The sequence below is a fragment of the Streptomyces sp. XY431 genome, assembly GCF_001279805.1.
GTDB classification, from domain to species: Bacteria; Actinomycetota; Actinomycetes; order Streptomycetales; family Streptomycetaceae; genus Kitasatospora; species Kitasatospora purpeofusca.
Genome location: NZ_LGDO01000030.1, coordinates 1 through 21,097 on the forward strand (window position 1 = coordinate 1; position 21,097 = coordinate 21,097).

Genomic DNA, 21,097 nt, shown 5'->3' on the forward strand with positions numbered 1-21,097 from the left:
TGCGGCTGCGCCCGACGGCGCAGTCAAGCTCCGGGAGAGCGACGAGCCCGACACCGTCCTCACCACCACGCCGGGGCGGCTGCGGGCGCTTCTGCTGGGTGTCAAGGCGGGGGAGTTCGACCACCTCGCGTTGTAGTTGCCACATTCCTCCATCGGCGTGTGTCACCGGTCAGCTGCCCGGGGAGGTCGGTGAGGCCTCGGTCCGGAGTACCGGTCCAGCCAGATGCCGGCGCGGTCGGCCGCGTGCACGTCGCTCTCCAGCATCTCGCCGACGTTGACCGCCCGGGTCGGGTCGGTCCCCATGAGCCGGCAGGCGGCGGCGTAGGCGGCGGGCTTGGCGGTGCCGAGTTCGGTCGGGGTCAGTACGGCCTCGAAGTGCTCCAGGAGGCCGAACCGGGCGCCCTTGGCGCATTGTTGGCCGGGGTCCCCGTTGGTGAGGACGGCCGGTCGCGGTCCTCGGGGAAGCCGGCGCAGGGCGTCCAGGCAGGGGAGGACGTCGGGGTAGCACTGCCAGGACCCCGCGAACGGCCCGAGGTGGCGCTCGGCGGCCCACGCGTCCAGCAACTCGGGCGTCCCGGGAACCGGCTCGCCGAGCGCCGGCAGGAAGGAGCGGACCCGGCGGCGGTGGTGCTCGGCGAAGGAGCACTCCCCGGCCAGGTACTCCCGCATGTGGCGGGCCTCCAGCGCCCACCGCAGGGCCACCAGCTCCTCCCCCGGAGCGGTCGCGCCCGGCGCGTCCCGGACGACGCGTCCGATCGTCTCCATCACCGCGCTCCGGTGGTCGACGAGGGTGCCGTCCAGGTCGAAGAAGATCACATCTGTCATTTGGTGACCATCGGGGAGATCCGCTCCCGGTGCCAGCGCTTTCGCTGTAGCGGATCCGGCCGTGCCCGTGCGTCGCCCGTTGCGCGACTTCTCGCTCTGATGGACGGCGTGCAGTAGGCCCGACACCCTCGACGGCTTCATGGCGGGCACCGGTCCGAGCCCCGACATCCCGACATCACCCCGACGAGCCGAGGTCAATGACGGACCTTCAGGAGGAGTTCGGCAGCCTCGGTCCGGGCGTACAGGACCGTGCGGCCGGTACGGTGGCGGGCGGTGAGGCCGGCCTCGCGCAGCGCGGTGAGGTGGTGCGACACGTTGGCCGCCGACAGGTCCAGCCGGGCGGCGAGTTCGGTGGTGGCGGCGGGGGAGTCGAGTTCGGCAAGCAGCCGGGCACGGGTGCGGCCGATCACCCGGGCCAGGCCGTCCGGGACGGCGGCGCCGGAGTTCTCCCAGAGCGTGGCCACCCCGCGCGGCGGGTAGACCAGGCCGGGTTGCCATGGCGGGTTCTGCTGGGAGTAGACGCCCGGCCAGGCGAAGACGGTGGGGGCCAGCACCAGGCCGCGCTCGCCGTCCAGCCGCCGCTGCACGTCCACCCGGTGGCCGATCCGCAGCGTGTCGCGCTCCCAGCTCACCTGCGGGTGCAGATCGGCGAAGAGCGCGGCCGGGCCGCCGGTCGACATCTGACGGGCCCGGCGCAGGATCTCGTCCTCGGTGAGGCGCTGGATGCGCGGCCAGTGCGGGGCGATCGCCGCCGTCCAGTACGCCAGTACCTCGCCCGCCAGCCGGGCCAAGCCGGCCCCCGGGTCAGCGTACAACTCGGCGACCATCGGCGGGAGTTCACCGGAGAGCCGGGAGAGGTCGCGGCGCACCGCGGCCGGCTCGGTGGCGGCCAGCGCGGCCACCGCCTGTTCGATGGTCGGCGAGGTGTCGACCGGGACCGGGGTGAGGAAGTCCGGCACGTACACCGTGGGCAGCCGGATCAGCTGGGAGAGCAGCGCCCAGTCGACCCCGGCCAGCCGCTGCCTGGCCTGCCGCACCCAGGGCAGGTGGACGGCGTGTCGACCCGGCTCCTTCAGCACCTCGACGCTGGTGGCGACCTCGGAGAGCGGCGAGCAGGCGAACCTGGTCCGGGCGAGGTCCTGGGCGGAGAACTCCCAGACGAGCACGGCGGGCCCCCGGTGGGTTCAGGTCAGCTGAGGATTCGACCAGGATCGAATCCGTTTCCGACGACGATCATGCCAGCAATGCTCGTGCCATGACCACCACGACACTCCCCCCGCTCCGCGACCGCCTCGGCCTGCCGACCACCGCCGGCCGCAACCGGCTGGTCGGCGCGCATCTGATCGACAGCCTCGGGACCGGGCTGATCCTCGCCTTCACCCTGGTCTACTTCGCCCGCAGCACGGGCCTGGGCATCGCCGCGATCGGTGCCGCCGTCACCACCGCACGGCTGCTCGCCCTGCCCACCGCGATCGGCGTCGGCCCGCTGATCGACCGGTACGGCGCCCGGGGGGTGGCAGCTGGCGGCAACGCGCTCTCCGCGGTCGCGTTCGGCGGCTACCTGCTCGCCGGGCAGCTCTGGCAGATCGTGCTGGCCTGCCTGCTCGCCCAGATCGGCCACGTTGCCTACTGGACCTCCAGCACCGGCTTGGTGGTGCTCGCCGCCGCCGAGGGGGAGCGGCCCCGCTGGTTCGCGCTGGTGCAGACGCTGCGCAACGCCGGGATGGGCCTGGGCGGGGCGCTCGGCGCCGTCCTGGTGGGCGACGGCGGTACCGGCGGGCTGCGACTGCTGGTGGTGCTCAACGCGGCCAGCTACGTGGTCGCGACGGCGCTGCTCGCCACCTGGCGGCCCGAGCCCGCCCCCGCTGCCGACGCTCCTGCTGCTGCCGAGCGCGCCGCGGCACCCGGCGGCTACCTGACGGTGCTGCGCGACCGCCGGTACCTGCTGCTGGTCGCGGTCAACCTCACTTTCGTCTTCGGCTCGATGATCCTGAGCATGCTGCTCGCCGTCTACATCACCGAGGGGCTGCACCGCCAGGCCTGGGTGGCCGCCACGCTGCTGGTGCTCAACGGCCTGCAGGTGGTGCTCACCGGCAGCGTGGTCGCCGGGCGGCTGGAGCGGTTCCGCGCAACCCGGGTGATCGCCGCCGCCTCGCTCGTCAACGCCCTCGCCTTCGCGCTCTTCGCTGCCGTCGCCACCGCCCCCGGCTGGGCCGTCGTCACCGGGCTCTACGCCGCGATGTTCGTCTACAACCTCGCCGAGACCATGGCCACCCCGTTCCGCGAGGAGCTCAGCGTCACCTTCGCCGACCCGGCGCTGCGCGGCCGCTACCTCGCCGTCTACCAACTCTCCTGGAACCTCGGCCAGGCGGCCGCCCCTGGTCTGCTCACCATGCTGCTCAGCCGCGGCGCCGCCCTGCCCTGGCTCTTCCTGCTGCTGCTCTCGCTGCTGGCGGTGCCCGGACTGCTGAAGTTGGAGCGAATGCGCTGACGGACTGTCTACTTGCGGTATGGCGGGGGAGTTCGACCACCTCGCGCAGTACCTGTCACATTCCTCCGTCGGCGCGCGTCAGTGCAGTGACCGAGCAAGTGGACGGACGGAAAGAGGACAGGTCATGACCGACGCGCGGATGGCGAACCCGGCTGTGGTGATTCCGGAGGCGATGCCGGCGATCCTCGGGGTCGTGAAGGCGGCGAAGAAGGGCGGCGTGCCGGAGAGCGTGCTGGAGCTGGTGCACCTGCGGGCGAGCCAGATCAACGGCTGCAGCTACTGCGTGGTGGGCGGCGTCGCGAGTGCGAAGAAGAACGGGGAGACCGACGAGCGGCTGCACGCGGTGGCGGCGTGGCGGGAGGCGCCGTTCTTCACGGAGGCCGAGCGGGCCGCGCTGGAGCTGTCGGAGCACGTGACGCGGCTCGCGGACCGGGCCGTGGTGCCGGACGAGGTGTGGAACGCGGCGGCGGAGCACTTCGACGAGAAGCAACTGGCCTCGCTGGTGCTGTGGATCAGCCTGACGAACTTCTTCAACCGGATCAACGCCACCACCCGCCAGCCCGCCGGCGACACCTGGTAGGCGAGGGGCGGGGGCTGACGGGGCTGACGGGGGCCGGCGGGGGAGCGGGCCCGGTGCGGGACGGCGGAGCGGCAGCCGTCCGGCACCGGGCCCCGCGCCGCAGGGCCTCAGTCGGCGGCGGTGCCGTGGCGCTCGTCCTCGTGGGCGCCGGAGAGGACGGCGTCGAGGAGGCCGGGATAGCGCGCGTCGAGGTCCTCTCGGCGCAGGAGGAGGAGGTTCTCCCGGCCGGACGGCAGCTGGTGGATGACGCCGCTGTCGCGCAGCACCCGCCAGTGGTGGGTCATCGTCGACTTCGCGGTGATGCCGATCGCGGTGAGCACGCTCCCGCAGTTGTGCGCTCCGCCGCCGTTCAGGACCCGGACGGCGGACAGGCGGACGGGGTTGCCGAGAGCGGAAAGGACGTGTTCGATCCGGATCTGCTCGCGGTCGGGGTGGCGGTAGCTCATGGCCCCACCGTAACGCGGGGTGTGCACCGGCCGGCCCACGCCGTCGTCCCAAGTGGACGCGGGGAAAGCCGGGTTGCGAGGATGCGGGGTTACGGTGCCGCAGCCCTGCTCGGCGCGCCGGACCGACCGGACCGACCGGACCGGCCGGGCCGGAGGGGCGGGTCGGCGGCGGCCGCCCCCGGCGATGCGAGGAGCGCGGCCAGGGCGCGCCGTACCGGAGTGGGGCCGATCTTCGTGCGGAGGTTTTCGCGAGGGCTCATACCTGTGATCGACCGGCCGGAGCGCCCGAGCGGTTGCGCCGGGGCCACCTCCTTGCCCGATGGGGAACCCGCAGAGCGGGACCGGGGCGGCCGACAGGTATGGTGTAACACATGAATGCAGAGAATGACCCTTACGAGATGCGGGTCGGCGTGCCCGACGTGGCGACCTTCCGGCGGCTGCGGACGGGGTCCGGTATGAGCGACCGCCCGGCCGCGGCGGTGGCCGCCGGGCTGCCGAACACCTGGTTCGGGGTGACCGTCGAGTACGGGGGCGAGGCGGTCGGGATGGGGCGGATCATCGGGGACGGCGGTCTGATCTATCAGATCGTCGATGTGTGCGTGCTCCCCGAGCACCAGGGGCGCGGGCTGGGCAAGCGGATCATGGCGCGGCTCACCGGCGAGCTGGAGCAGCGCGCGGAGAAGGGTGCGTACGTGTCGCTGATCGCCGACGGGGAGGCGCACCGGCTGTACGCCCAGTACGGGTTCGTGGGGACGGCTCCGGCCTCGGTGGGGATGCACCGCCTGGTGTGAGCCGGTGCGAGGCGACCCGGAGCGACGCGACCTGACGCGGTGCTGCTGCGCCCGCGCGCCCGCCGCGACCGCCGCCGCGGTGCACGGCGGTCGCGGCGGGCGCGCGGGTCGCGGTGTCAGGAGTGGATGCCCTGGCCCGGGGTGAGGATCCCGGCCGGGTCGAAGCGGTGCTTGGCCGCCACCACGCGCCCCCACCGGGTGCCGTAGTGGCGGCGCCACTCGGCGTGGGTGACGTCCGGGATCGCGCCGATCAGGTACCGCTTGCCGCCCAGCTGCACCGCCCGGTCGTACAGCCGGCGGTTGCGCCGCAGCGCGGCGGCGTGGTCGGCGCCCGGGAACGGGAACGACAGCAGGTCGAAGTGGAAGCCGACCGGCTCGTCCGGCATCACCGTCATCGGGCGGGTGAACACATCGGTGCGGAACGGGTAGAAGAGCAGCAGGCCGGCGCCCAGGTCCTCCGGCGTCAGCAGGGCGAGGGCCTCACGGGTGAACGTTTCGGCGGTCGAGGCGGGCAGGAACAGGCTCATCCAGGGCTTGGGCTGCGACCAGAGCCCGGCCCCCTTCAGGAACCCGGCGAAGGCGTCCACCCGGTACGCGTACTCGCGCGCCGTCTGGTCGGTGAAGGTCGTCTCGGCCGCGACGCAGCGCAGGCCGCGCACCAGCTTCGCCCGGTCCGGCGCGGCGCTGCCGTCGTAGTGGACGACACCCTCCACCTTGAAGCGCCAGCCGGTCCCGGCCGCGTTGCGCGACACGTCGCCGACCTGGAGGTCGAAGCGCCGCTCCAGCATCAGCTTCTTCTGGTCCGCGAGGTAGGCGCCCAGGTCGTCGTAGAACAGGTTGAGGACGAGCGCCCGCTCCCGGGCCCGCACCAGACGCAGAGTGGCGCGGACGATGAGGCCCGCCTGCCCGCCGCCGCCGAGCACCGCCTCGAACAGCTCGCGGTTGGCGCTCGCCGAGGCCGTCACCAGCTCGCCGGTGCCCGTGACGACGTCCACCGACTCGACCGTGTCCACCTGGAAGCCGTAGCGCTGCACACCGCCGCCGATACCGCCGACGCTCAGCGTGCCGCCCACCGACAGGTGCAGGTAGTCCGTCAGACAGGGCGGCATCCAGCCCTGGGCGAGCGCGGCGTCCGTCAGCTGCGCCCAGGTGACGCCCGCCTCCACGACGGCGCGGCCGGGGGTGATCCGGATGATCCGGTCCAGTCCGCGGGAGTCGATCGCCACGCCCCCGGCCACGCCGGCCTGGCCGTAGCTGGAGTGCGACTCCAGCTCCGCCGCCTCGCCGGTGCCGCTCTGGCCGTTCATCGCGACCGGGATGCGGTGGCGGCGGGCGAAGCCGACCAGGGTGGCGACGTCGCGTACGGAGCCCGGCCGCAGTACGGCGCGCGGGGCGGCGGTCACCAGGTGACCGAAGTCCCCGCCGAACCGGGCCAGGGTGGCGGTGTCGGCCACCAGGGCGCCGTCAAGTCGCGGCAGCCGCGCGAGTGTGTCGGCAGTGGCGGCCTCCGGGCCGGGCGCGGCGGCCTCGGCGCCGGCGGAGGCGTCCGGGGCGGGGGCCTCCACGGCCCAGGAGCGGCCCACCGTGTTCCATCCGACGACGGTGGCCGCCGCACCGACGATCACGCTGCGGCGGGGCAGAGCTGACTTGCTCATTTCAGATTTCTCCGATCAATCGTCATATGAGCAGTGTTGTATCGCAGTCCGGACGTCCACGGGCACCCGCCGGGAGCGGACCGGTTCGGTGACGGTCGGTCGGGCGGTGCGATCCGTCCGGAGTACGGAGAGTGGTCTACACCACATCGGGGGCCGGGGGTAATGATCCGGACACCCGTCGGACCCGCCCGCCACGCCCCCGACCAGGGCGAACAAGCGTCAGGAGCGGTTCGGGCGTGGGCGACCGGTGGCCGGAAACCCGGTTGTCCGGCACCGGCGTCCCGGGGGAGAGTGGAGCTGTCGGGATCAAGGAACGACAAGGAACCGCAAGGAACCGCAAGGATCCGCATGGAACGGATCCCGACGACCGAGGGCGAGCTGGGCCTGGGAGAGCCCAAGGGCCTGTAAAGCCCCCGCTTCGGCTGTGATGGTTCGAATCCATCCTCGCCCACCCTCGGACCGCGGCGGCCCTGTGCCGCGTCCTGCCCGCCGGGTCCGTCCGATCCGGTGGGCAGGCCCTCCGGTTAGGCTCGGGCCCATGTTTGTCCTGGAACTGACGTACACCGTGCCGCTCGACCGGATCGACGCCCGTCTGCCCGCCCATGTGGACTGGCTGAACCGCCACTACGCGGACGGGACCTTCCTGGCCTCCGGGCGCAAGGTGCCGCGCGACGGCGGCATCATCCTTGCCGCGGGCGAGGACCGGGCGGCGATCGAGGCGCTCGTCCGCACCGACCCGTTCTCCGTCGAGGGCCTGGCGACCTACCGCGTCACGGAGTTCCTCGCCACCGTCGTCGCCCCCGTCCTGGAATCCCACCGGCAGCAGCTCCCCGGCTGAGGCGCCGACTCCTTCGGCCCGTCGGCGAGGCGTCGGTGAGGCGTCGGTGAACCGTGGCCCAGGCGTCCCCGGGGTGACGGTGCGGCGCCGGTGCGGTGTCGGCGCGGCAACGGCACGGCGCCTCCTCGCCCCGGTTCGGAGACCGGTCGTGCACTGGCTACGATCGGTGAGCACGGGGCACAAAGCGCCGGGCCGCGGGCCGGGCGCACGGCGAGACATTCCAGTGGGAGAAGACGATGGCACACGCACGGGCCGGTCAGCCGGCGCAGCCGGGCGACCTGGTGGACGTTGCGCGGCTGGTGACGGCCTACTACACGCTGCACCCGGACCCGGAGGAGCCGGGCCAGCGGGTCGCGTTCGGCACCTCGGGCCACCGCGGCTCCTCCCTGGACGCGGCCTTCAACGAGGACCACATCGCCGCCACCACCCAGGCGATCTGCGAGTACCGGACCGCCCAGGGCATCACCGGCCCGCTGTACCTCGGCGCCGACACCCACGCGCTGTCCGAGCCGGCCAGCGCCACCGCCGTCGAGGTGCTGGCGGCCAACGGCGTGACCGTCCTGCTGGACAGCGCCGACGGCTACACCCCGACCCCCGCCGTCTCGCACGCGATCCTCGCCCACAACCGGCGCAGCCCGCAGTCGCTGGCGGACGGCATCGTCGTCACCCCGTCCCACAACCCGCCCCGCGACGGCGGCTTCAAGTACAACCCGCCGAGCGGCGGCCCGGCCGGCTCGGAGGCCACCGGCTGGATCCAGGACCGGGCCAACGCCCTGATTCGCGAGGGCCTGCGCGGCGTCAAGCGGGTCCCGTACGCGCGCGCCCTGGCCGCGGCGACCACCGGCCGCCACGACTACCTCACCTCCTACACCGAGGACCTCGTCTCCGTCCTCGACCTGGACGCGATCCGCTCGGCCGGCGTGCGGATCGGTGCCGACCCGCTCGGCGGCGCCTCCGTCGCCTACTGGGGCCGGATCGCCGAGACCCACCGCCTCGACCTGACCGTGGTCAACCCGGTCACCGACCCGACCTGGCGCTTCATGACGCTGGACTGGGACGGCAAGATCCGGATGGACTGCTCCTCGCCCGCCGCGATGGCCTCGCTGATCGCCCGCCGCGACGAGTACACCATCGCCACCGGCAACGACGCCGACGCCGACCGGCACGGCATCGTCACCCCGGACGGCGGCCTGATGAACCCGAACCACTACCTCGCGGTGGCGGTCGACTACCTCTACCGCCACCGCTCCGACTGGCCGGCCGACGCGGCCGTGGGCAAGACACTGGTGTCCTCCTCGATGCTCGACCGGGTCGCCGCCGACCTCAAGCGCGAGCTGGTCGAGGTCCCGGTGGGCTTCAAGTGGTTCGTCGAGGGCCTGCTGGAGGGCTCGATCGCCTTCGGCGGCGAGGAGTCGGCCGGCGCGGCCTTCCTGCGCCGCGACGGCGGGGTGTGGACGACGGACAAGGACGGCATCCTGCTCGCCCTGCTGGCCGCCGAGATCACCGCCGTCACCGGCCGCACCCCCAGCCAGTACTACCGCGACCTGACGGACCGCTTCGGCGCCCCCGCCTACGCCCGCGTGGACGCCCCGGCGGACCGCGACCAGAAGGCGCTGCTCTCCCGGCTCTCGCCCGAGCAGGTCAAGGCCGGCGACCTCGCGGGCGAGCCGGTCACCGCCGTGCTCACCGAGGCCCCGGGCAACGGCGCGGCCATCGGCGGCATCAAGGTGTGCACCGAGAACGCCTGGTTCGCCGCCCGCCCGTCCGGCACGGAGGACGTGTACAAGATCTACGCGGAGTCCTTCCAGGGGCCCGAGCACCTCGCCCGGGTCCAGGAGGAGGCGCGGGAGCTGGTCAACGAGGTGCTCGCGGGGCCGGCTTCGGCCTGACGGGTCCGGCGTCCGTTGTCGAGCTGAGCCGAGCTGTCGTGCCGCGGTCCGGTGGGGTGCACCCCACCGGACCGCGGCACGCTGTTCCGGCCGGCGGTGGGCCGTGGCTCAGCGGATGACGGGCTTGGTGGCGAACCAGAGGGTGACCGGGGCGTCCAGGGCCACCACCGTGCCGGCGGCCGGGTCGGTACGGAGCGCCTGGTTCACGGGCTTGGTGCCGTTCTCTTCGCTGAAGACGGTGACCTTGGTGAAGTGGAGGTCCCGGAGCAGCTTCTCGGCGTCGGCACGGGTGAGGCCCGCGACGGCGGGAACCGGCGCCCGCCCGTCCGAGACCCGCAGGAGGACGGTCGCCCCCGCCGGGACCTCGGTGCCGGCGGCCGGGTCGGTGGCGAGGACCTGGAGCGCGGGCAGCCGACCGGCGGTGACGGTGGCGGCGGTGGAGCGCAGGCCGAGGTCCTTCAGCTTCGCCTCGGCGGTGGCCCGGTCGAGCCCGGCCAGGGGTGGGAGCACCACCGTCCGGGGAGTGGGGGAGGGGGTGGGCGAGGAGGAGCGGGGTGAGGGCGAGGGCTTCGCCTTTCCGCCGCCGCCCCCGTTTCCGCCCCCGTTCCCGGGGCGCCGGCTCGCCGAACTCGCCGACGCCGACGCCGACGTCAACGTCGCCGCCGTCACCGGTGCCGGGACGGGCTGCGCGGAGGCGGCGCCCTCGGCCGGCCCCGCTGTGGAAGTGCCGCTGCCCCGGCCGAGGCCGAGCACCACGACGACCGCCACCAGCACCGCCACAACCGCCACCAGCACGGCGATCACCAGCGGTCCGCAGCCGCCGCCGGTCCGACCCTCCGGCTGCCCGGGCCGCTGCGGTCGCCCGGGCGTCGGCCGCTGCCCGGGAGCCGTCGGCCGCCCGCCACCGCGGCCGCCGTTCCCCCCACCGCCCCGGTCACCGTCGCGGCCCCGGTCACCGTCGCGGCCCCGGCCACCGTCGCGGCCCCGGCCACCGTCCCGGTCCCGGTCACCGTCGCCGTCCGGGTCGACATCCACCTGCCCGGGCACGTCCACCGCGAACGCCGCGCAGGCCGCCCCCTGGTGGGCCGAGGTCGCGGCCACCCGCAGTGCGATGCCGAACCGCGAGGGCCGTGCGCCCTGCACCTGGCCCACCACCTCGGCCGCCGGTACGCCGAACCGGGAGGCGATGTCGAGGCCGAGCCCGACCAGGTCCAGCGGCACGGTGTACCGCAGCTCGACCCGGCGGGTCGCCCCGGAGGCGAGCGGCGCCTCGGCCGACCGCCGGTCGAAGTCCAGCCGCCCGCGCACGGGTTCGACCGGTTCGAGGTGGAAGCCCGTGGCCCGCGGCCCGGCGTTGCACACGAGCAGGTCCACCAGCACCGTGCCACCGGCCACCCCGAACCGGCGCTCCGGCTCGCACCAGGCCCGCACCCCGGCATCCGCCCCGGCCCGCAGGTCGGTGCCGCAGTACTCGCCCGGGCAGTAGACGCCGAGCCGTTCGACTCCGTCCGTCCGGGTGCCGCACAGTTCGCAGTACAGCGCCATGGTCCCCCCTCGGTCCCGTGCGGCCCCGGCCCGCCCCGGAGGTACCCGGCGGCCCGCTCCGGGAACCGCCGGCACCCGGACCGGAACCGGCCCGTGACCGGTCGACCGCTGACCTGTCATCACCCGTTCGAAGCTCCGCGGTGGTCCGGTGGGACGCCGCTGGCAATAATTGGGAAAGTTTCCTAACCAAATGTCTTGACCGTGCACCCTCACGCCGGGATTCTGTACGTCACCTGCCCTGACGGCCCGTCCGTCCCAGCGGCCCCCACCCCCGCCGCCCTCCCCTTCCGCTGCTCTCCGGCGTTCTCCCCCCGACCGCAAGGAGTCACGTGAACAGGCCCACCCGTCGAACCGTCCTCGGTGCCGCGCTCTCCGCCGTCACCGCCGTCGGACTCCCCCGAACCGCCGCCGCCACATCCGCCACAGCCGGTGCCACCGCCGCCGCCCCGGCCGCCGCGCTCAGCGTCTCCAGCTGGCAGCAGCGCTGGGCGCCGTCGGCCGCCGCCGACGGGCTCGCCGCCTTCGAGACGGTCGAGGACGACCGCGCCGACTCCCACCCCGCCGGGCACCCGCACATCCGGGCCGAGAACGACACCTACCGCTGGACCATGCACACGGTGGACCGGGACTCCGCCACCGACCGGCAGCGGCAGGAGGTCACCGGTATGCGCAGCCCGGCGGGCGGCGCCTTCCTGGAGTGGAAGTCCGGTCAGACCTGGCGGACCACCTACGCGATGTACATCCCGTCCGCGCTGAAGGCCACCACCAGCTTCACCCACATCATGCAGATGAAGCAGCCCGGCAACGGCACCTCGCCGATCGTCGTCCAGTCGCTGCGGCGGGTCGCCGGGGCGCAGACCATCGAGCTCCAACTCCCCATCAGTGACGTCCTGGTGGGGCGCACCAGTCTGGACCCGCTGCACGACCGCTGGGTGGACGTGGACTTCCGGATCACGGTGGGGGACGGCTCCTCCGGGGCGGTCCGGTGGATCCTGCGCAGTGCCGGCGCCACTGTCGTCGACATCGAGCGGACCGGCGTCGACACCTTCCTCGCCGACCGGGTGCGGCCCAAGTGGGGCATCTACCGCTCGCTCGGCGACACCTCCGGCTCGCTCCAGGACTGCTACCTGCTCACCAGGGACATGCGCGGCTACCAGCTGGTCGCCGGCCCCTCCGGGGTCTTCCGGGCGGACGAGGCCCGCGTGTCGCAGGGCACCGTCGACACCGACCACACCGGCCACAGTGGTGCCGGTTTCGTCAACCTGGAGAACAGGCCGGGGAGTTACGCCGAGTGGACGGTCCGGGCGGCGGCCGCCTCGACGGCCTCGCTGGAGCTGCGCTACGCCAACGGCACCGCCGCCGACCGCCCGATGGACATCGCCGTCAACGGCACCCGGATCGCCGCCGGGCGGGCCTTCCCCCCGACCGCGAACTGGGACTCCTGGGCGACCACCGCCCTGCCGGTGTCGCTGAAGGCCGGGGCCAACACCGTCCGGTTCACCTCGACCACCGCCGACGGCGGCCCCAACCTCGACCGGATCACCGTCCGCTGACCCCCTGGAGGAGCACATGCGTCCGACATCCGCCGGCGGCGTGGGTCTCGCCGTCGCCGCACTGATCATCGCCACCGCTGCCGTCCCCCCGGCCCAGGCCCAACCCCGACCCCGGTTCGCCGCCACCGACTACCAGGCCGAGGACGCCACCGTCGTCCAGGGCGCCGTGGCCACCAACCACACCGGGTACACCGGTACGGGCTTCGTCGACTACACCAACGTCGCCGGCTCCTACGTCGAGTTCGCCGTCGGCGCCGCCTCGGCCGGCACCGCCCCGCTGACTTTCCGCTACGCCAACGGCACCGCCGTCGACCGCCCGATGGACATCTCCGTCAACGGCACCGTGGTCGCCGCCGGAGTCTCCTTCCCGGCCACCGCGGACTGGAACACCTGGGCCGGGCGGACACTGAACGCGCCGCTCCGGGCCGGGACCAACACCGTGCGCGCCACCGCGACCACCGCCAACGGCGGCCCCAACCTGGACCGGCTCACCGCCGCCGCCGCCCCTGCCGACACCACCGCGCCCAGCCGCCCGGGACAGCCGTCCTGCACCGGCATCGGCCCCAACGGCCTGACCCTCGGCTGGCCGGCCGCCACCGACAACGTCGGCGTCACCGCGTACGACGTCTACGAGCACGGCAACAAGCTCGCCGAGACGCCCGGCGACACCACGAGCAAGGCGCTCACCGGTCTCACCCCCGGCACCACCTACAACCTGAGCGTGATCGCCCGGGACGCGGCCGGCAACGCCTCCCCGGCGAGCGTCGCCGTCAACTGCACCACCGGCGCCGGCGACGACCCGCCGCCGAGCGCGCCCGGCGCCCCCACCGTCTCCGCCGTCACCGCCACCTCGGCCAAGCTCGGCTGGGGGGCCGCCAGCGACGACAAGGGCGTAGTGGCGTACGAGGTCCGCAGCGGCGCCGCCGTGCTGGCCACCGTCACCGGCACCCCGCCGGCGACCACCACCACCGTCACCGGCCTGGCCTGCGACGCGCCGTTCACCCTGACCGTGGTGGCCAAGGACGCCGCGGGCGGTGTCTCCCCGGCCTCCGCCCCGGTCTCCTTCACCACCGCCGCCTGTCCGGCCGACGGCGGCGTTCCCGGCTCGCCGACCACCCTCAGCAGCGGCTGGACCGTGCCCTGGGGCATCTCCTGGATGCCCGACGGCGCCAGTGCGCTGGTCACCGAGCGGGACAGCTTCAAGGTCTTCAAGCAGGCCAAGAGCGGTACCAGGACGGAGATCGGCGCCGTGCCCAACGCCGTCACCACCGACGGCGAGGGCGGCCTGCTCGGCGTGGCCGTCGACCCCAACTGGTCCACCAACCACTACGTGTACTTCATGCACACCGCCGCCGAGGGCAACCGGATCGTCCGCATGACGTACAACGGCAGCACCCTCTCCGGCTACACGGTCCTGCTCCAGGGCATCAAGAAGAACCGCTACCACAACGGCGGCCGGCTGGCCTTCGGCCCGGACGGCTACCTCTACGCCACCACCGGCGACGGCCAGACGCCCGACCTCGCGCAGGACAAGAACTCCCTCAACGGGAAGATCCTGCGGATGACCACCGCGGGCAAGCCCGCCCCCGGCAACCCGTTCAACAACTACGTCTACAGCCTCGGCCACCGCAATCCGCAGGGCCTCGCCTTCGACCGCAACGGCCGGCTCTGGGAGGCCGAGTTCGGCGACTCCAAGTACGACGAGCTCAACCTGATCAAGCCGGGCGGCAACTACGGCTGGCCGACCTGCGAGGGCACCTGCGGCAAGTCCGGCCTGACCGACCCCAAGGCCAGCTGGCCGGTCAACCTCGCCTCCCCGAGCGGAATCGCCATCGTCCGCAACGTGGTCTACCTGGCGGCGCTGCGCGGCACCCGGATGTACCGGATCCCGATCAACGGCGACACCGAGTCGGTCGGCACCGCGACCTCCTACTACGTCGGCACCTACGGCCGGCTGCGCACCGTCAGCAAGGTCCCCGGCGCCGACCAGCTCTGGCTGACCACCACCAACGCGGACAACAACGGCAACCAGCCGGACGGCTCGGACAAGATCTTCAGGATCACCATCGGCTGAGCCGTCGCTGAGCCGTCGCAGAGCCGATGGTGAGCCGTCGCTGAGCCGATGGTGAGCCGTCGCTGAGCCGCGGCGTCCTGCAGTTCGACACCGCGTCCCGGCCGGGACCGACCGGCCGGGACGCGAAGCGTCCGACGCAGGTCACGGCCGGCAGCACCGGCGGAGTGACTCCGTCCGGGGGATCCCTTCGGGCATGACGGCCCTCGCCGCGTCCCGGGGCCCTACTGTCGGAGCCCGGTGACGAGGAGGAGAGCCGGTATGCGCAAGGTGACGTACTCGATGGGCATCTCGCTCGACGGTTACATCGTCGGGCCCGACGGCGGTTTCGACTGGACGGATCCGGACGAGGAGGTGTTCCGGCTCGCGCTCGACGAGCTCCGCGGGGTGGACGTCCATCTGATGGGGCGCCGGCTGTACGAGACGATGCTGTACTGGGAGACCGCCGAGCAGGACCAGTCGCTCGACGAGGTCGAGCGGGAGTGGACGGCGCTCTGGAACCCGCTCCCTAAGGTGGTGTTCTCCACCACGCTGTCGGAGGTGCAGGGCAACGCCCGGCTGGCCACCGGCACCGTCGCGGAGGAGATCGCCCGGCTGCGGGCCGAGCCGGGGGAGGGGGAGATCGCCATCGGCGGTGCGACCCTCGCCGCCGCGGTGGCCGCGGCGGGCCTGATCGACGAGTACCGCCCCCGGGTCCACCCGGTGCTGCTCGGCGGCGGCATCCCGTACTTCCCGCGGCACGAGCGCCGGGAGGACCTCGAACTCCTGGAGGCCCGCACCCTCACCTCCCGGGTCCTCCACCTCCGCTACCGGGTGGTGCGGTAGGTCACGGGCGCCGGTCGGAGGCCGTGCCCTTCGAGCCGTTCCCCGGTCGTGGTGTGGCCGGTTCGGGCCACTGCCCGCGCGGGGGTGGGCGGCGGGCTACGTTCCGGAGCAGGGAGGCCCGCCCGTCCGGGGGCGGGCGGTGGAACGAGCGGGGAGCACGGCTGATGGCCGATCAGACGGTGGACGACCGGAACCTGTGGCGGTCGGTGTACCGCCGGGAGGGTGGTTGGGGGCCGGACTCGCGGTTCCCCGGTCACCGGAGCGCGGCCGAACCGGTGCTGGTGGCGCTCGACGACGAACTGCTGTGCCTGCACCTCGGCGAACCGTACGGGAAGGGCGAGCACGACGTCCTCGATGTCCGGTGGACCGGGCTCGTCCCGGCCGAGGCCGGGCGGCGGGCGGCGGAGCTGGACGCGTTGAAGGAGCGGGCGACCGGGCAGGTCGAGCCGGAGGCCGGGATCGCGGCCGCCGAGGCGGCGGTGGCGGAGGCGGTGACCTGGGCCCCGGACGCCGTCGTCGACACCCCGGTCCACTACGAGGGCGGGACCCGGGTCCGGTACGAGAACGCGGTGAGCACTGGTACACCGGCCGCGGCCGTGCACAACGGCGCCGTCCACGTCCTGCTGACGGTGCGGGACGCCGAGGAGCCGGACTCACCGGCGCAGCTCGTGGAGCTCACGTACGGCCGGCCGCAGGGGGCCGGAGCGGACACGGCCCGGGCATGGCGGGAGGGCCGTGCGCTTCCCGTCCCGGGTGCGGCGGGGGCGGCCCTGGTCTCCTACCGGGGCGTGCTGCACGCCTTCGTCCCGGACCTCGGCGGCGCTGTCCACTGCGTCCGTGACGACGCGTCGGGGCAGTGGCGGCGGGTGGACGGGCCCGTTGATGCGCTGGCGGGAGCGTCGTTCCTGGCCGCCGCCGTGCACGCGGACGGCATCCACGTCCTTGCCGGGGACGGTACCGGCCGCCTTGTGCACGTGGTGTTCGACGGCACGGCCTGGACGGCACCCGTCGAGGTTGCGGACGAGGTCTCCGCGAACGTCGCGCTGGCCTCGTCCGACGGCGCCCTGCACGTCGTCCTCCCCGGCCGGGGCGGACCGCAGCTGTTCCACACCGTGTTCGACGGCGCGGCCTGGACGCCGCCGGTCGCGGTCGAGGGGCACGACTCCCGGCACACCCCGGGGCTGCTCGCCCTCACCGACGGGCCCGAGGGGGACCGGCGGAGCGCGCTGCTGATGGTGCACCGGGGTGTGGACGACTTCGTGCCGCCCCCGCGCCCGGCCCCGCCCGCCGCGCCGTCGGTGACCGGCACGGACGTCTGGGTCGTCGGCGCCACGGTGGAGGGCTACGGCGGCGGCCGCTGGTCGCGGGCCCGCTCCCACATCGAGGCCGGTGCGGCGGAGTTCGACGACAACGGCCGGGCCACCAGGGGCATCCTGGCCGAGGCGCTCGTCCGGGCCGAGTACTACTGGGGCTTCTGCTACCAGGCCGACACCGCCGCGATCGCCGGCCGCGCCGCCCTCTACGAGGTCACTGCGGCGCCGGACGGCGGTGAGCGTCTGGAGCACCGGAGCGGCGAGGACCGGCAGTTCGCGGCCACCGCCGGCGCCGTCTCCCGCTCCACCCTGACCTGGACCGAGCTGGACCCCGGGACGTACGAGATCCGCTTCACCGGGCGGCGCAGCGGCGGCCACTGGTCCGCCACCGGCTCGGGCTCCACCGGCTCCACCGGTTCAGGCGGCACCGGAGGCGTCGACCTCGGCGAGGCGGACCTCGCCGTCTCCACCGTCCGCGTCACCGTCTGACCCCCGCGCGCGTCCGGGCCCGGTGCTCGGGCCCGCCCCGCAGGCCGTCCAGGACGGTGTCCGCGAGGCGTTCCGGCAGGTCCGGCATGGCGTCGTGCCGGTGGAGGCCGCGAGAGGCTGGGAGAGGCCGGGAAAGGCCGGGAGGCCGCCACGGCGCCGTGGCGGCCTCCCGGAGCGTCGCTACGGCCGGACGCCGCCCATGTAGGGCATGACGCCGATCGCGAGGACCTCGATGTTCTTGCCGGTCCGGGGAGCGTGGATCATCTTGCCGTCGCCGATGTAGACGCCCACGTGGTGCAGGTCGGGGTAGAAGAAGACCAGGTCGCCGGGCTGGAGGTCGCCGCGGGCGATCCTGGTGCCGACCTTCCACTGCTCCTGGGACGTACGGGGGAGGCTGACGTTGGCCGCGCGGTAGGCGGCGCCGGTGAGGCCGGAGCAGTCGAAGCTGCTGGGGCCGGTCTTGCTCCAGCCGTAGGGCTTGCCGAGCTGGGCGTAGGCGAACTGCACGATGGCGGCGGCGCGTCCACCGGCGGCCGGCGGCGCCGGGGTGTTGGCGGCAGGCGCCGAGGTGTTGGCGGCCGGTGCCGGGGTGTTCGCGGCGGGGGCCTGCGGGGCGGCGGTCTGCGGGGCGGCGGCGGCGCCCTTGCCGGTGGTCTCCTTGGCGGTGGCCTTGGCCTTGTCGGCGGCCTCCTTCTCGGCGGCCTTGGCGCGCTCGGCGGCAGCGGCCTGCTGGGCGGCGGCCTTGGCCTTGTCGGCGGCCTCCTGGGCGTTGATCTTGGCGCGCTCCTCGGCGCTGAGCTTGTTGAGCAGCGCTTCGGACTGGGCGAGCTTGCTCTGGACCTGGTTCTTCTGGGCGTTGAGCGAGGCGCCGACGGCGTCGAGGTCGGCGAGGGTGGCGGCGGCCTCGGCGCGCTCCTGGTCGAGCTTGCGCTGTTCGTCCTGGGCCCGCTTGAGCAGGTTCGTCCAGGAGCCGGCGACCTGGTCCTGCACCGAGGCGCGGCCCAGGTAGCTGGCCGGGTCGGAGTCGAGCATGAGCTGGATGCCCGGGTCGATCCCGTTGTTGCGGTACTGCTCGGCGCCCACCACACCGAGCTGGGTGCGCAGTTCGTTCATGGCGTCCTGGCCGCGGGCGACCTTCTCCTGGATCCGGTTGGCCTCGCCCTGGAGCTTCTGCTGCTTCTCCTGGAAGCCGTTGAAGCGCTCGATCGCCTGCTCGGCCTCCTCGTTCAGCCGGTCCACCTGCTCCTTGACGGAGGCGAGGGTGGGAGCGGGCTCGGCGTGGGCCGTGCCGGAGGCGAGCACCGCCCCGCCGGCCACGGCCGTGGTGAGGACCGCCAGGCGGGCCCGGCTCGGGGGGCTGGGCTTGCGACGCTTTCCCATGGCGGTGGGTGCTCCTTCGGGTGGCCTGCATGGACACTGAAGAAACGCTCCGGGGATCTTCGCGGGTTCAGCCCGGGGCACGGGGCGGCCCGAAAGGGCAGGGTGGGGGCAGGCCGGGAACCCTCCCCGCGCCGCCGCGCGGGGAGGGCGTCCCTGAGTGCCGGTCAGCCCTCGACGAACCAGCCGGTCAGGTCGGCGATCACCTGGGTGGACCCGGCGGCGTGGTGGTAGACGTCCACGGAGCCGGGGTTGCCGCCCAGCTGGGCGGCGACGGCGTTGGCCACCGTCTGGCCGGCCTTGAAGTCGAGGCTCGACGTCCCGGGACGGCCGTCCGCGCCGACCGGGACCACGACCTGGTCGGCGACGGTCCGCCCGGGCCCGTAGCTGACATGGGAGCCCTGGCGCGGCAGCGTTTCGCCGGAGGGGTGGGCGACCACGTAGCCCTCCGTGGTGCGGGTGTCGAGGATCCGGGCGATTCCGTACCCCCGAGGAATGGTGTACTGCAGGCCGTTCCGGCAGCCGGCATTTCTGTGGACGGCCGAACCATCCCTTTGGCAACGAATTATTTCGAGAACGTTCGTCAGCGATTCAGGGAAGGCCGAATACCGGCGGGCGTGCTCGGTTTTCTCTGCGGACCGTTGTGCCCCCCGCAGTACGGGTGATGAAGGTCCGCCGGGCGTCGCCGCGGCGGGGCGCGGCGGTGGTCGGTGGAGCGGGCTGCCCTGTCGCCCTCCCCGCGCCGCCGCGCGGGGAGGGCGTCCCTGAGTGCCGGTCAGCCCTCGACGAACCAGCCGGTCAGGTCGGCGATCACCTGGGTGAATCCGGCGGCGTGGTGGTAGACGTCCACGGAGCCGGGGTTGCCGCCCAGCTGGGCGGCGACGCCGTTGGCGACCGTCTGGCCGGCCTGGAAGTCGAGGTTCGACGTGCCGGGGCGGGCGGCGGCCTCGTCGGCGGCGAAGACCGCCAGGTGGCCGTCGGCCTGCGGCTCGGTGACCGTCATGTTCAGCGTGACGGCAGTGGCGTTGTCCGGAACCCCGGCGCGACCGGCCACCGGGAACTCCAGCGTGCTGAAGGCCAGGGCTCCCGCTCCGGGGCGGGTGTCCAGCAGGCGTGCCTGCTCGGTCACCGCGCTGTAGAGGTTGTGGCCCGAGGGGCCGTAGTAGCCGACGATGTCGACCACGAGGTCGGTGGAGCCGGTGTTGAAGAACTCGATCGTTCCGTCCGGGCCGACCGGGACCACCACCTGGTTGGCGACGGTCCGCCCCGGTCCGTAGTTGAGGTGGGAACCTTCGGTGGGCAGCGGGCTGCTGGACGGGTGGGCGACGACGAAGCCCTCGGTCGACGGGTCGGCGGCGGTGACGTTCAGGACCACCGCCCTGGCGTCGGCCGTGCCGAGGTCCCGCCGGGCGACGTCGGCGGTCACGACACTGCCCCGGCCGAGGCGCCCGCCCTCGACCCGGGTGTCGGTGAGGCGGGTCGGACGGACCGGGTCGTACTTCTGGCCCGGCCGCTGCGGGGTGCTGGGCGCGTAGTAGCCGAGGATGTCGACCACGACGTCGGTGGTGCCCGCGTTGTTGTAGACGTTGATCTGCGGGCTGGTGTCGGCCCCGCGCGGCGTGACCGCGACCGTGACCATGTTGGAGACGGTCTCGCCGGCCGTGAAGTTCAGCGTGGACGTGGCCGGCGCCCCCGGCCGGTCGCCGTCGCGGCGGACGGTGAGGTAGCCGTCCTCGGTGGTGTTGGTGGCGGTCACGTTGACCACCACGGCGGTGGCGTCCGCCGGGACGACGGGCAGCTCGCGCGGGGGGTGGTTCTTCCAGTTGGAGAGTGGGACGTCGAAGCTCTCCCCGGGCTGCAGCTTGCGGGCCGCCCCGGCCGGGTTCTCCCGGTAGTCCCGGGTGTCGAGCGCCCGGGTGATGCCGAGCGGGACGAAGGCGGCCGGGGCGGTGGCCCCGTCGGTGCCGACGGAGGTGGCGGCCGGGGTGCCGGGGGTCGGGGCCGCGGCCGGGACGGCCGAGGCGGTGGTGGCGGGCAGGGTCAGGACCAGGGCCGTGAGTGCGGCAACGGCCATGGCGGAGCGGGCACGCATGAGTGGATTCCCCCCAAGGAATGGTGTGTTGCAGGCTATTCCGTCGGCCTGCATTCCTATGGACGGCCGATCCGTCGCATCGGTTGCGAAGGATTCCGGGAATTTTTGACCGGGAATCCGAGAGTTCCGCAAACCCGAAGAACCCGAAGAACCCGGAGAAGCAGGAGAAGCAGGAGAACCCGGATAACCCGGGCGAAAAACCTTGGCGGACCGGCGTGCCTTTCCGTGGGCAGAGGCGGCGACGGACCGTCGGGAGACGGTGGCCGCCTGTCGGGCGGGCGGGCTCGGGGCCGGGGCGGTGGACGCGGTGACGGCCT

Annotated in this window: 17 protein-coding genes, 1 tRNA gene and 1 pseudogene; 11 read left to right on the top strand and 8 right to left on the bottom strand. The window is 73.6% G+C overall.

Annotation, left to right across the window (positions count from 1 at the left end; genetic code table 11):
• Window positions 1–162: 162 nt before the first annotated feature.
• A complete protein-coding gene (locus tag ADK60_RS05200; RefSeq protein WP_159400306.1) occupies window positions 163–825 on the bottom strand; it encodes an HAD family hydrolase in 663 nt (220 codons plus the stop codon).
• A 194-nt stretch (window positions 826–1,019) separates the two neighbouring features.
• Entirely contained in the window at window positions 1,020–1,991 is a 972-nt protein-coding gene (locus tag ADK60_RS05205) for a DUF5937 family protein (RefSeq protein WP_053643606.1), read from the bottom strand.
• Window positions 1,992–2,080: 89 nt separating this feature from the next.
• Between ADK60_RS05205 and ADK60_RS05210 the strand changes: the two genes are divergently transcribed.
• Together ADK60_RS05210 and ADK60_RS05215 are read left to right on the top strand one after the other, a co-directional pair.
• Window positions 2,081–3,316 carry an MFS transporter gene (locus ADK60_RS05210; RefSeq protein WP_053643608.1) on the top strand — a complete coding sequence of 412 codons (1,236 nt, stop codon included), beginning with the start codon at window positions 2,081–2,083 and terminating at the stop codon, window positions 3,314–3,316.
• A 124-nt stretch (window positions 3,317–3,440) separates the two neighbouring features.
• A complete protein-coding gene (locus tag ADK60_RS05215) occupies window positions 3,441–3,896 on the top strand; it encodes a carboxymuconolactone decarboxylase family protein (RefSeq protein ID WP_045943066.1) in 456 nt (151 codons plus the stop codon).
• A gap of 107 nt (window positions 3,897–4,003) precedes the next feature.
• Here the strand turns inward: ADK60_RS05215 and ADK60_RS05220 are convergent, their stop codons facing one another.
• On the bottom strand, window positions 4,004–4,342 hold the full coding sequence (locus tag ADK60_RS05220) for an ArsR/SmtB family transcription factor (protein WP_045943065.1): 339 nt from the start codon (window positions 4,340–4,342) through the stop codon (window positions 4,004–4,006).
• A 371-nt stretch (window positions 4,343–4,713) separates the two neighbouring features.
• Here ADK60_RS05220 and ADK60_RS05225 point away from each other — a divergent pair, with 371 nt between their 5' ends.
• Window positions 4,714–5,133 (top strand): GNAT family N-acetyltransferase, encoded by a 420-nt coding sequence (locus ADK60_RS05225; protein WP_053643610.1) that lies wholly within the window; start codon window positions 4,714–4,716, stop codon window positions 5,131–5,133.
• Window positions 5,134–5,249: 116 nt separating this feature from the next.
• Here ADK60_RS05225 and ADK60_RS05230 read toward each other — a convergent pair whose 3' ends face one another.
• Window positions 5,250–6,788, bottom strand: coding sequence for an FAD-binding protein (locus tag ADK60_RS05230; RefSeq protein WP_053643611.1), 1,539 nt, complete (start codon window positions 6,786–6,788; stop codon window positions 5,250–5,252).
• A gap of 371 nt (window positions 6,789–7,159) precedes the next feature.
• On the opposite strand from ADK60_RS05230, the gene ADK60_RS05235 reads away from it, so the two are divergent.
• The 3 genes from ADK60_RS05235 (at window position 7,160) to pgm (ending at window position 9,515) form a co-directional block, all read left to right on the top strand.
• Window positions 7,160–7,239: transfer RNA gene (locus ADK60_RS05235), tRNA-Tyr, on the top strand.
• Between the two features lie 87 nt (window positions 7,240–7,326).
• Window positions 7,327–7,626 (top strand): YciI family protein, encoded by a 300-nt coding sequence (locus ADK60_RS05240; protein WP_045943060.1) that lies wholly within the window; start codon window positions 7,327–7,329, stop codon window positions 7,624–7,626.
• Window positions 7,627–7,862: 236 nt separating this feature from the next.
• Window positions 7,863–9,515, top strand: coding sequence for a phosphoglucomutase (alpha-D-glucose-1,6-bisphosphate-dependent) (gene pgm, locus ADK60_RS05245; protein ID WP_053643613.1), 1,653 nt, complete (start codon window positions 7,863–7,865; stop codon window positions 9,513–9,515).
• A 108-nt stretch (window positions 9,516–9,623) separates the two neighbouring features.
• Here the strand turns inward: pgm and ADK60_RS05250 are convergent, their stop codons facing one another.
• Complete coding sequence (locus ADK60_RS05250; RefSeq protein ID WP_053643615.1) at window positions 9,624–11,060, bottom strand: PASTA domain-containing protein; 1,437 nt, start codon at window positions 11,058–11,060, stop codon at window positions 9,624–9,626.
• Between the two features lie 329 nt (window positions 11,061–11,389).
• On the opposite strand from ADK60_RS05250, the pseudogene ADK60_RS05255 reads away from it, so the two are divergent.
• The 5 genes and pseudogenes from ADK60_RS05255 to ADK60_RS43035 form a co-directional block, all read left to right on the top strand.
• Window positions 11,390–12,223: pseudogene (locus ADK60_RS05255) on the top strand (hypothetical protein); the annotation flags it as partial.
• A complete protein-coding gene (locus ADK60_RS45590; RefSeq protein WP_199839599.1) occupies window positions 12,203–12,613 on the top strand; it encodes a carbohydrate-binding protein in 411 nt (136 codons plus the stop codon). The pseudogene ADK60_RS05255 and the gene ADK60_RS45590, both read left to right, overlap by 21 nt.
• Before the next feature lie 16 nt (window positions 12,614–12,629).
• On the top strand, window positions 12,630–14,687 hold the full coding sequence (locus ADK60_RS05260) for a PQQ-dependent sugar dehydrogenase (RefSeq protein WP_053643617.1): 2,058 nt from the start codon (window positions 12,630–12,632) through the stop codon (window positions 14,685–14,687).
• 258 nt (window positions 14,688–14,945) lie between these two features.
• Window positions 14,946–15,509, top strand: a complete 564-nt coding sequence (locus ADK60_RS05265; RefSeq protein ID WP_053643619.1) for a dihydrofolate reductase family protein — start codon at window positions 14,946–14,948, stop codon at window positions 15,507–15,509.
• A 164-nt stretch (window positions 15,510–15,673) separates the two neighbouring features.
• On the top strand, window positions 15,674–17,311 hold the full coding sequence (locus ADK60_RS43035) for a hypothetical protein (protein ID WP_053643621.1): 1,638 nt from the start codon (window positions 15,674–15,676) through the stop codon (window positions 17,309–17,311).
• Between the two features lie 180 nt (window positions 17,312–17,491).
• Here the strand turns inward: ADK60_RS43035 and ADK60_RS05275 are convergent, their stop codons facing one another.
• The 3 genes from ADK60_RS05275 to ADK60_RS44505 all read right to left on the bottom strand — a co-directional run bounded on the left by ADK60_RS05275 (window position 17,492) and on the right by ADK60_RS44505 (window position 20,780).
• On the bottom strand, window positions 17,492–18,691 hold the full coding sequence (locus tag ADK60_RS05275) for a C40 family peptidase (RefSeq protein WP_053643623.1): 1,200 nt from the start codon (window positions 18,689–18,691) through the stop codon (window positions 17,492–17,494).
• A gap of 164 nt (window positions 18,692–18,855) precedes the next feature.
• The gene (locus ADK60_RS05280) at window positions 18,856–19,128 is read right to left on the bottom strand and encodes a hypothetical protein (protein WP_053643624.1); all 273 of its coding nucleotides are present in this window, start codon (window positions 19,126–19,128) and stop codon (window positions 18,856–18,858) included.
• A gap of 335 nt (window positions 19,129–19,463) precedes the next feature.
• Complete coding sequence (locus ADK60_RS44505) at window positions 19,464–20,780, bottom strand: hypothetical protein (protein ID WP_053643626.1); 1,317 nt, start codon at window positions 20,778–20,780, stop codon at window positions 19,464–19,466.
• Between the last annotated feature and the right edge of the window lie 317 nt (window positions 20,781–21,097).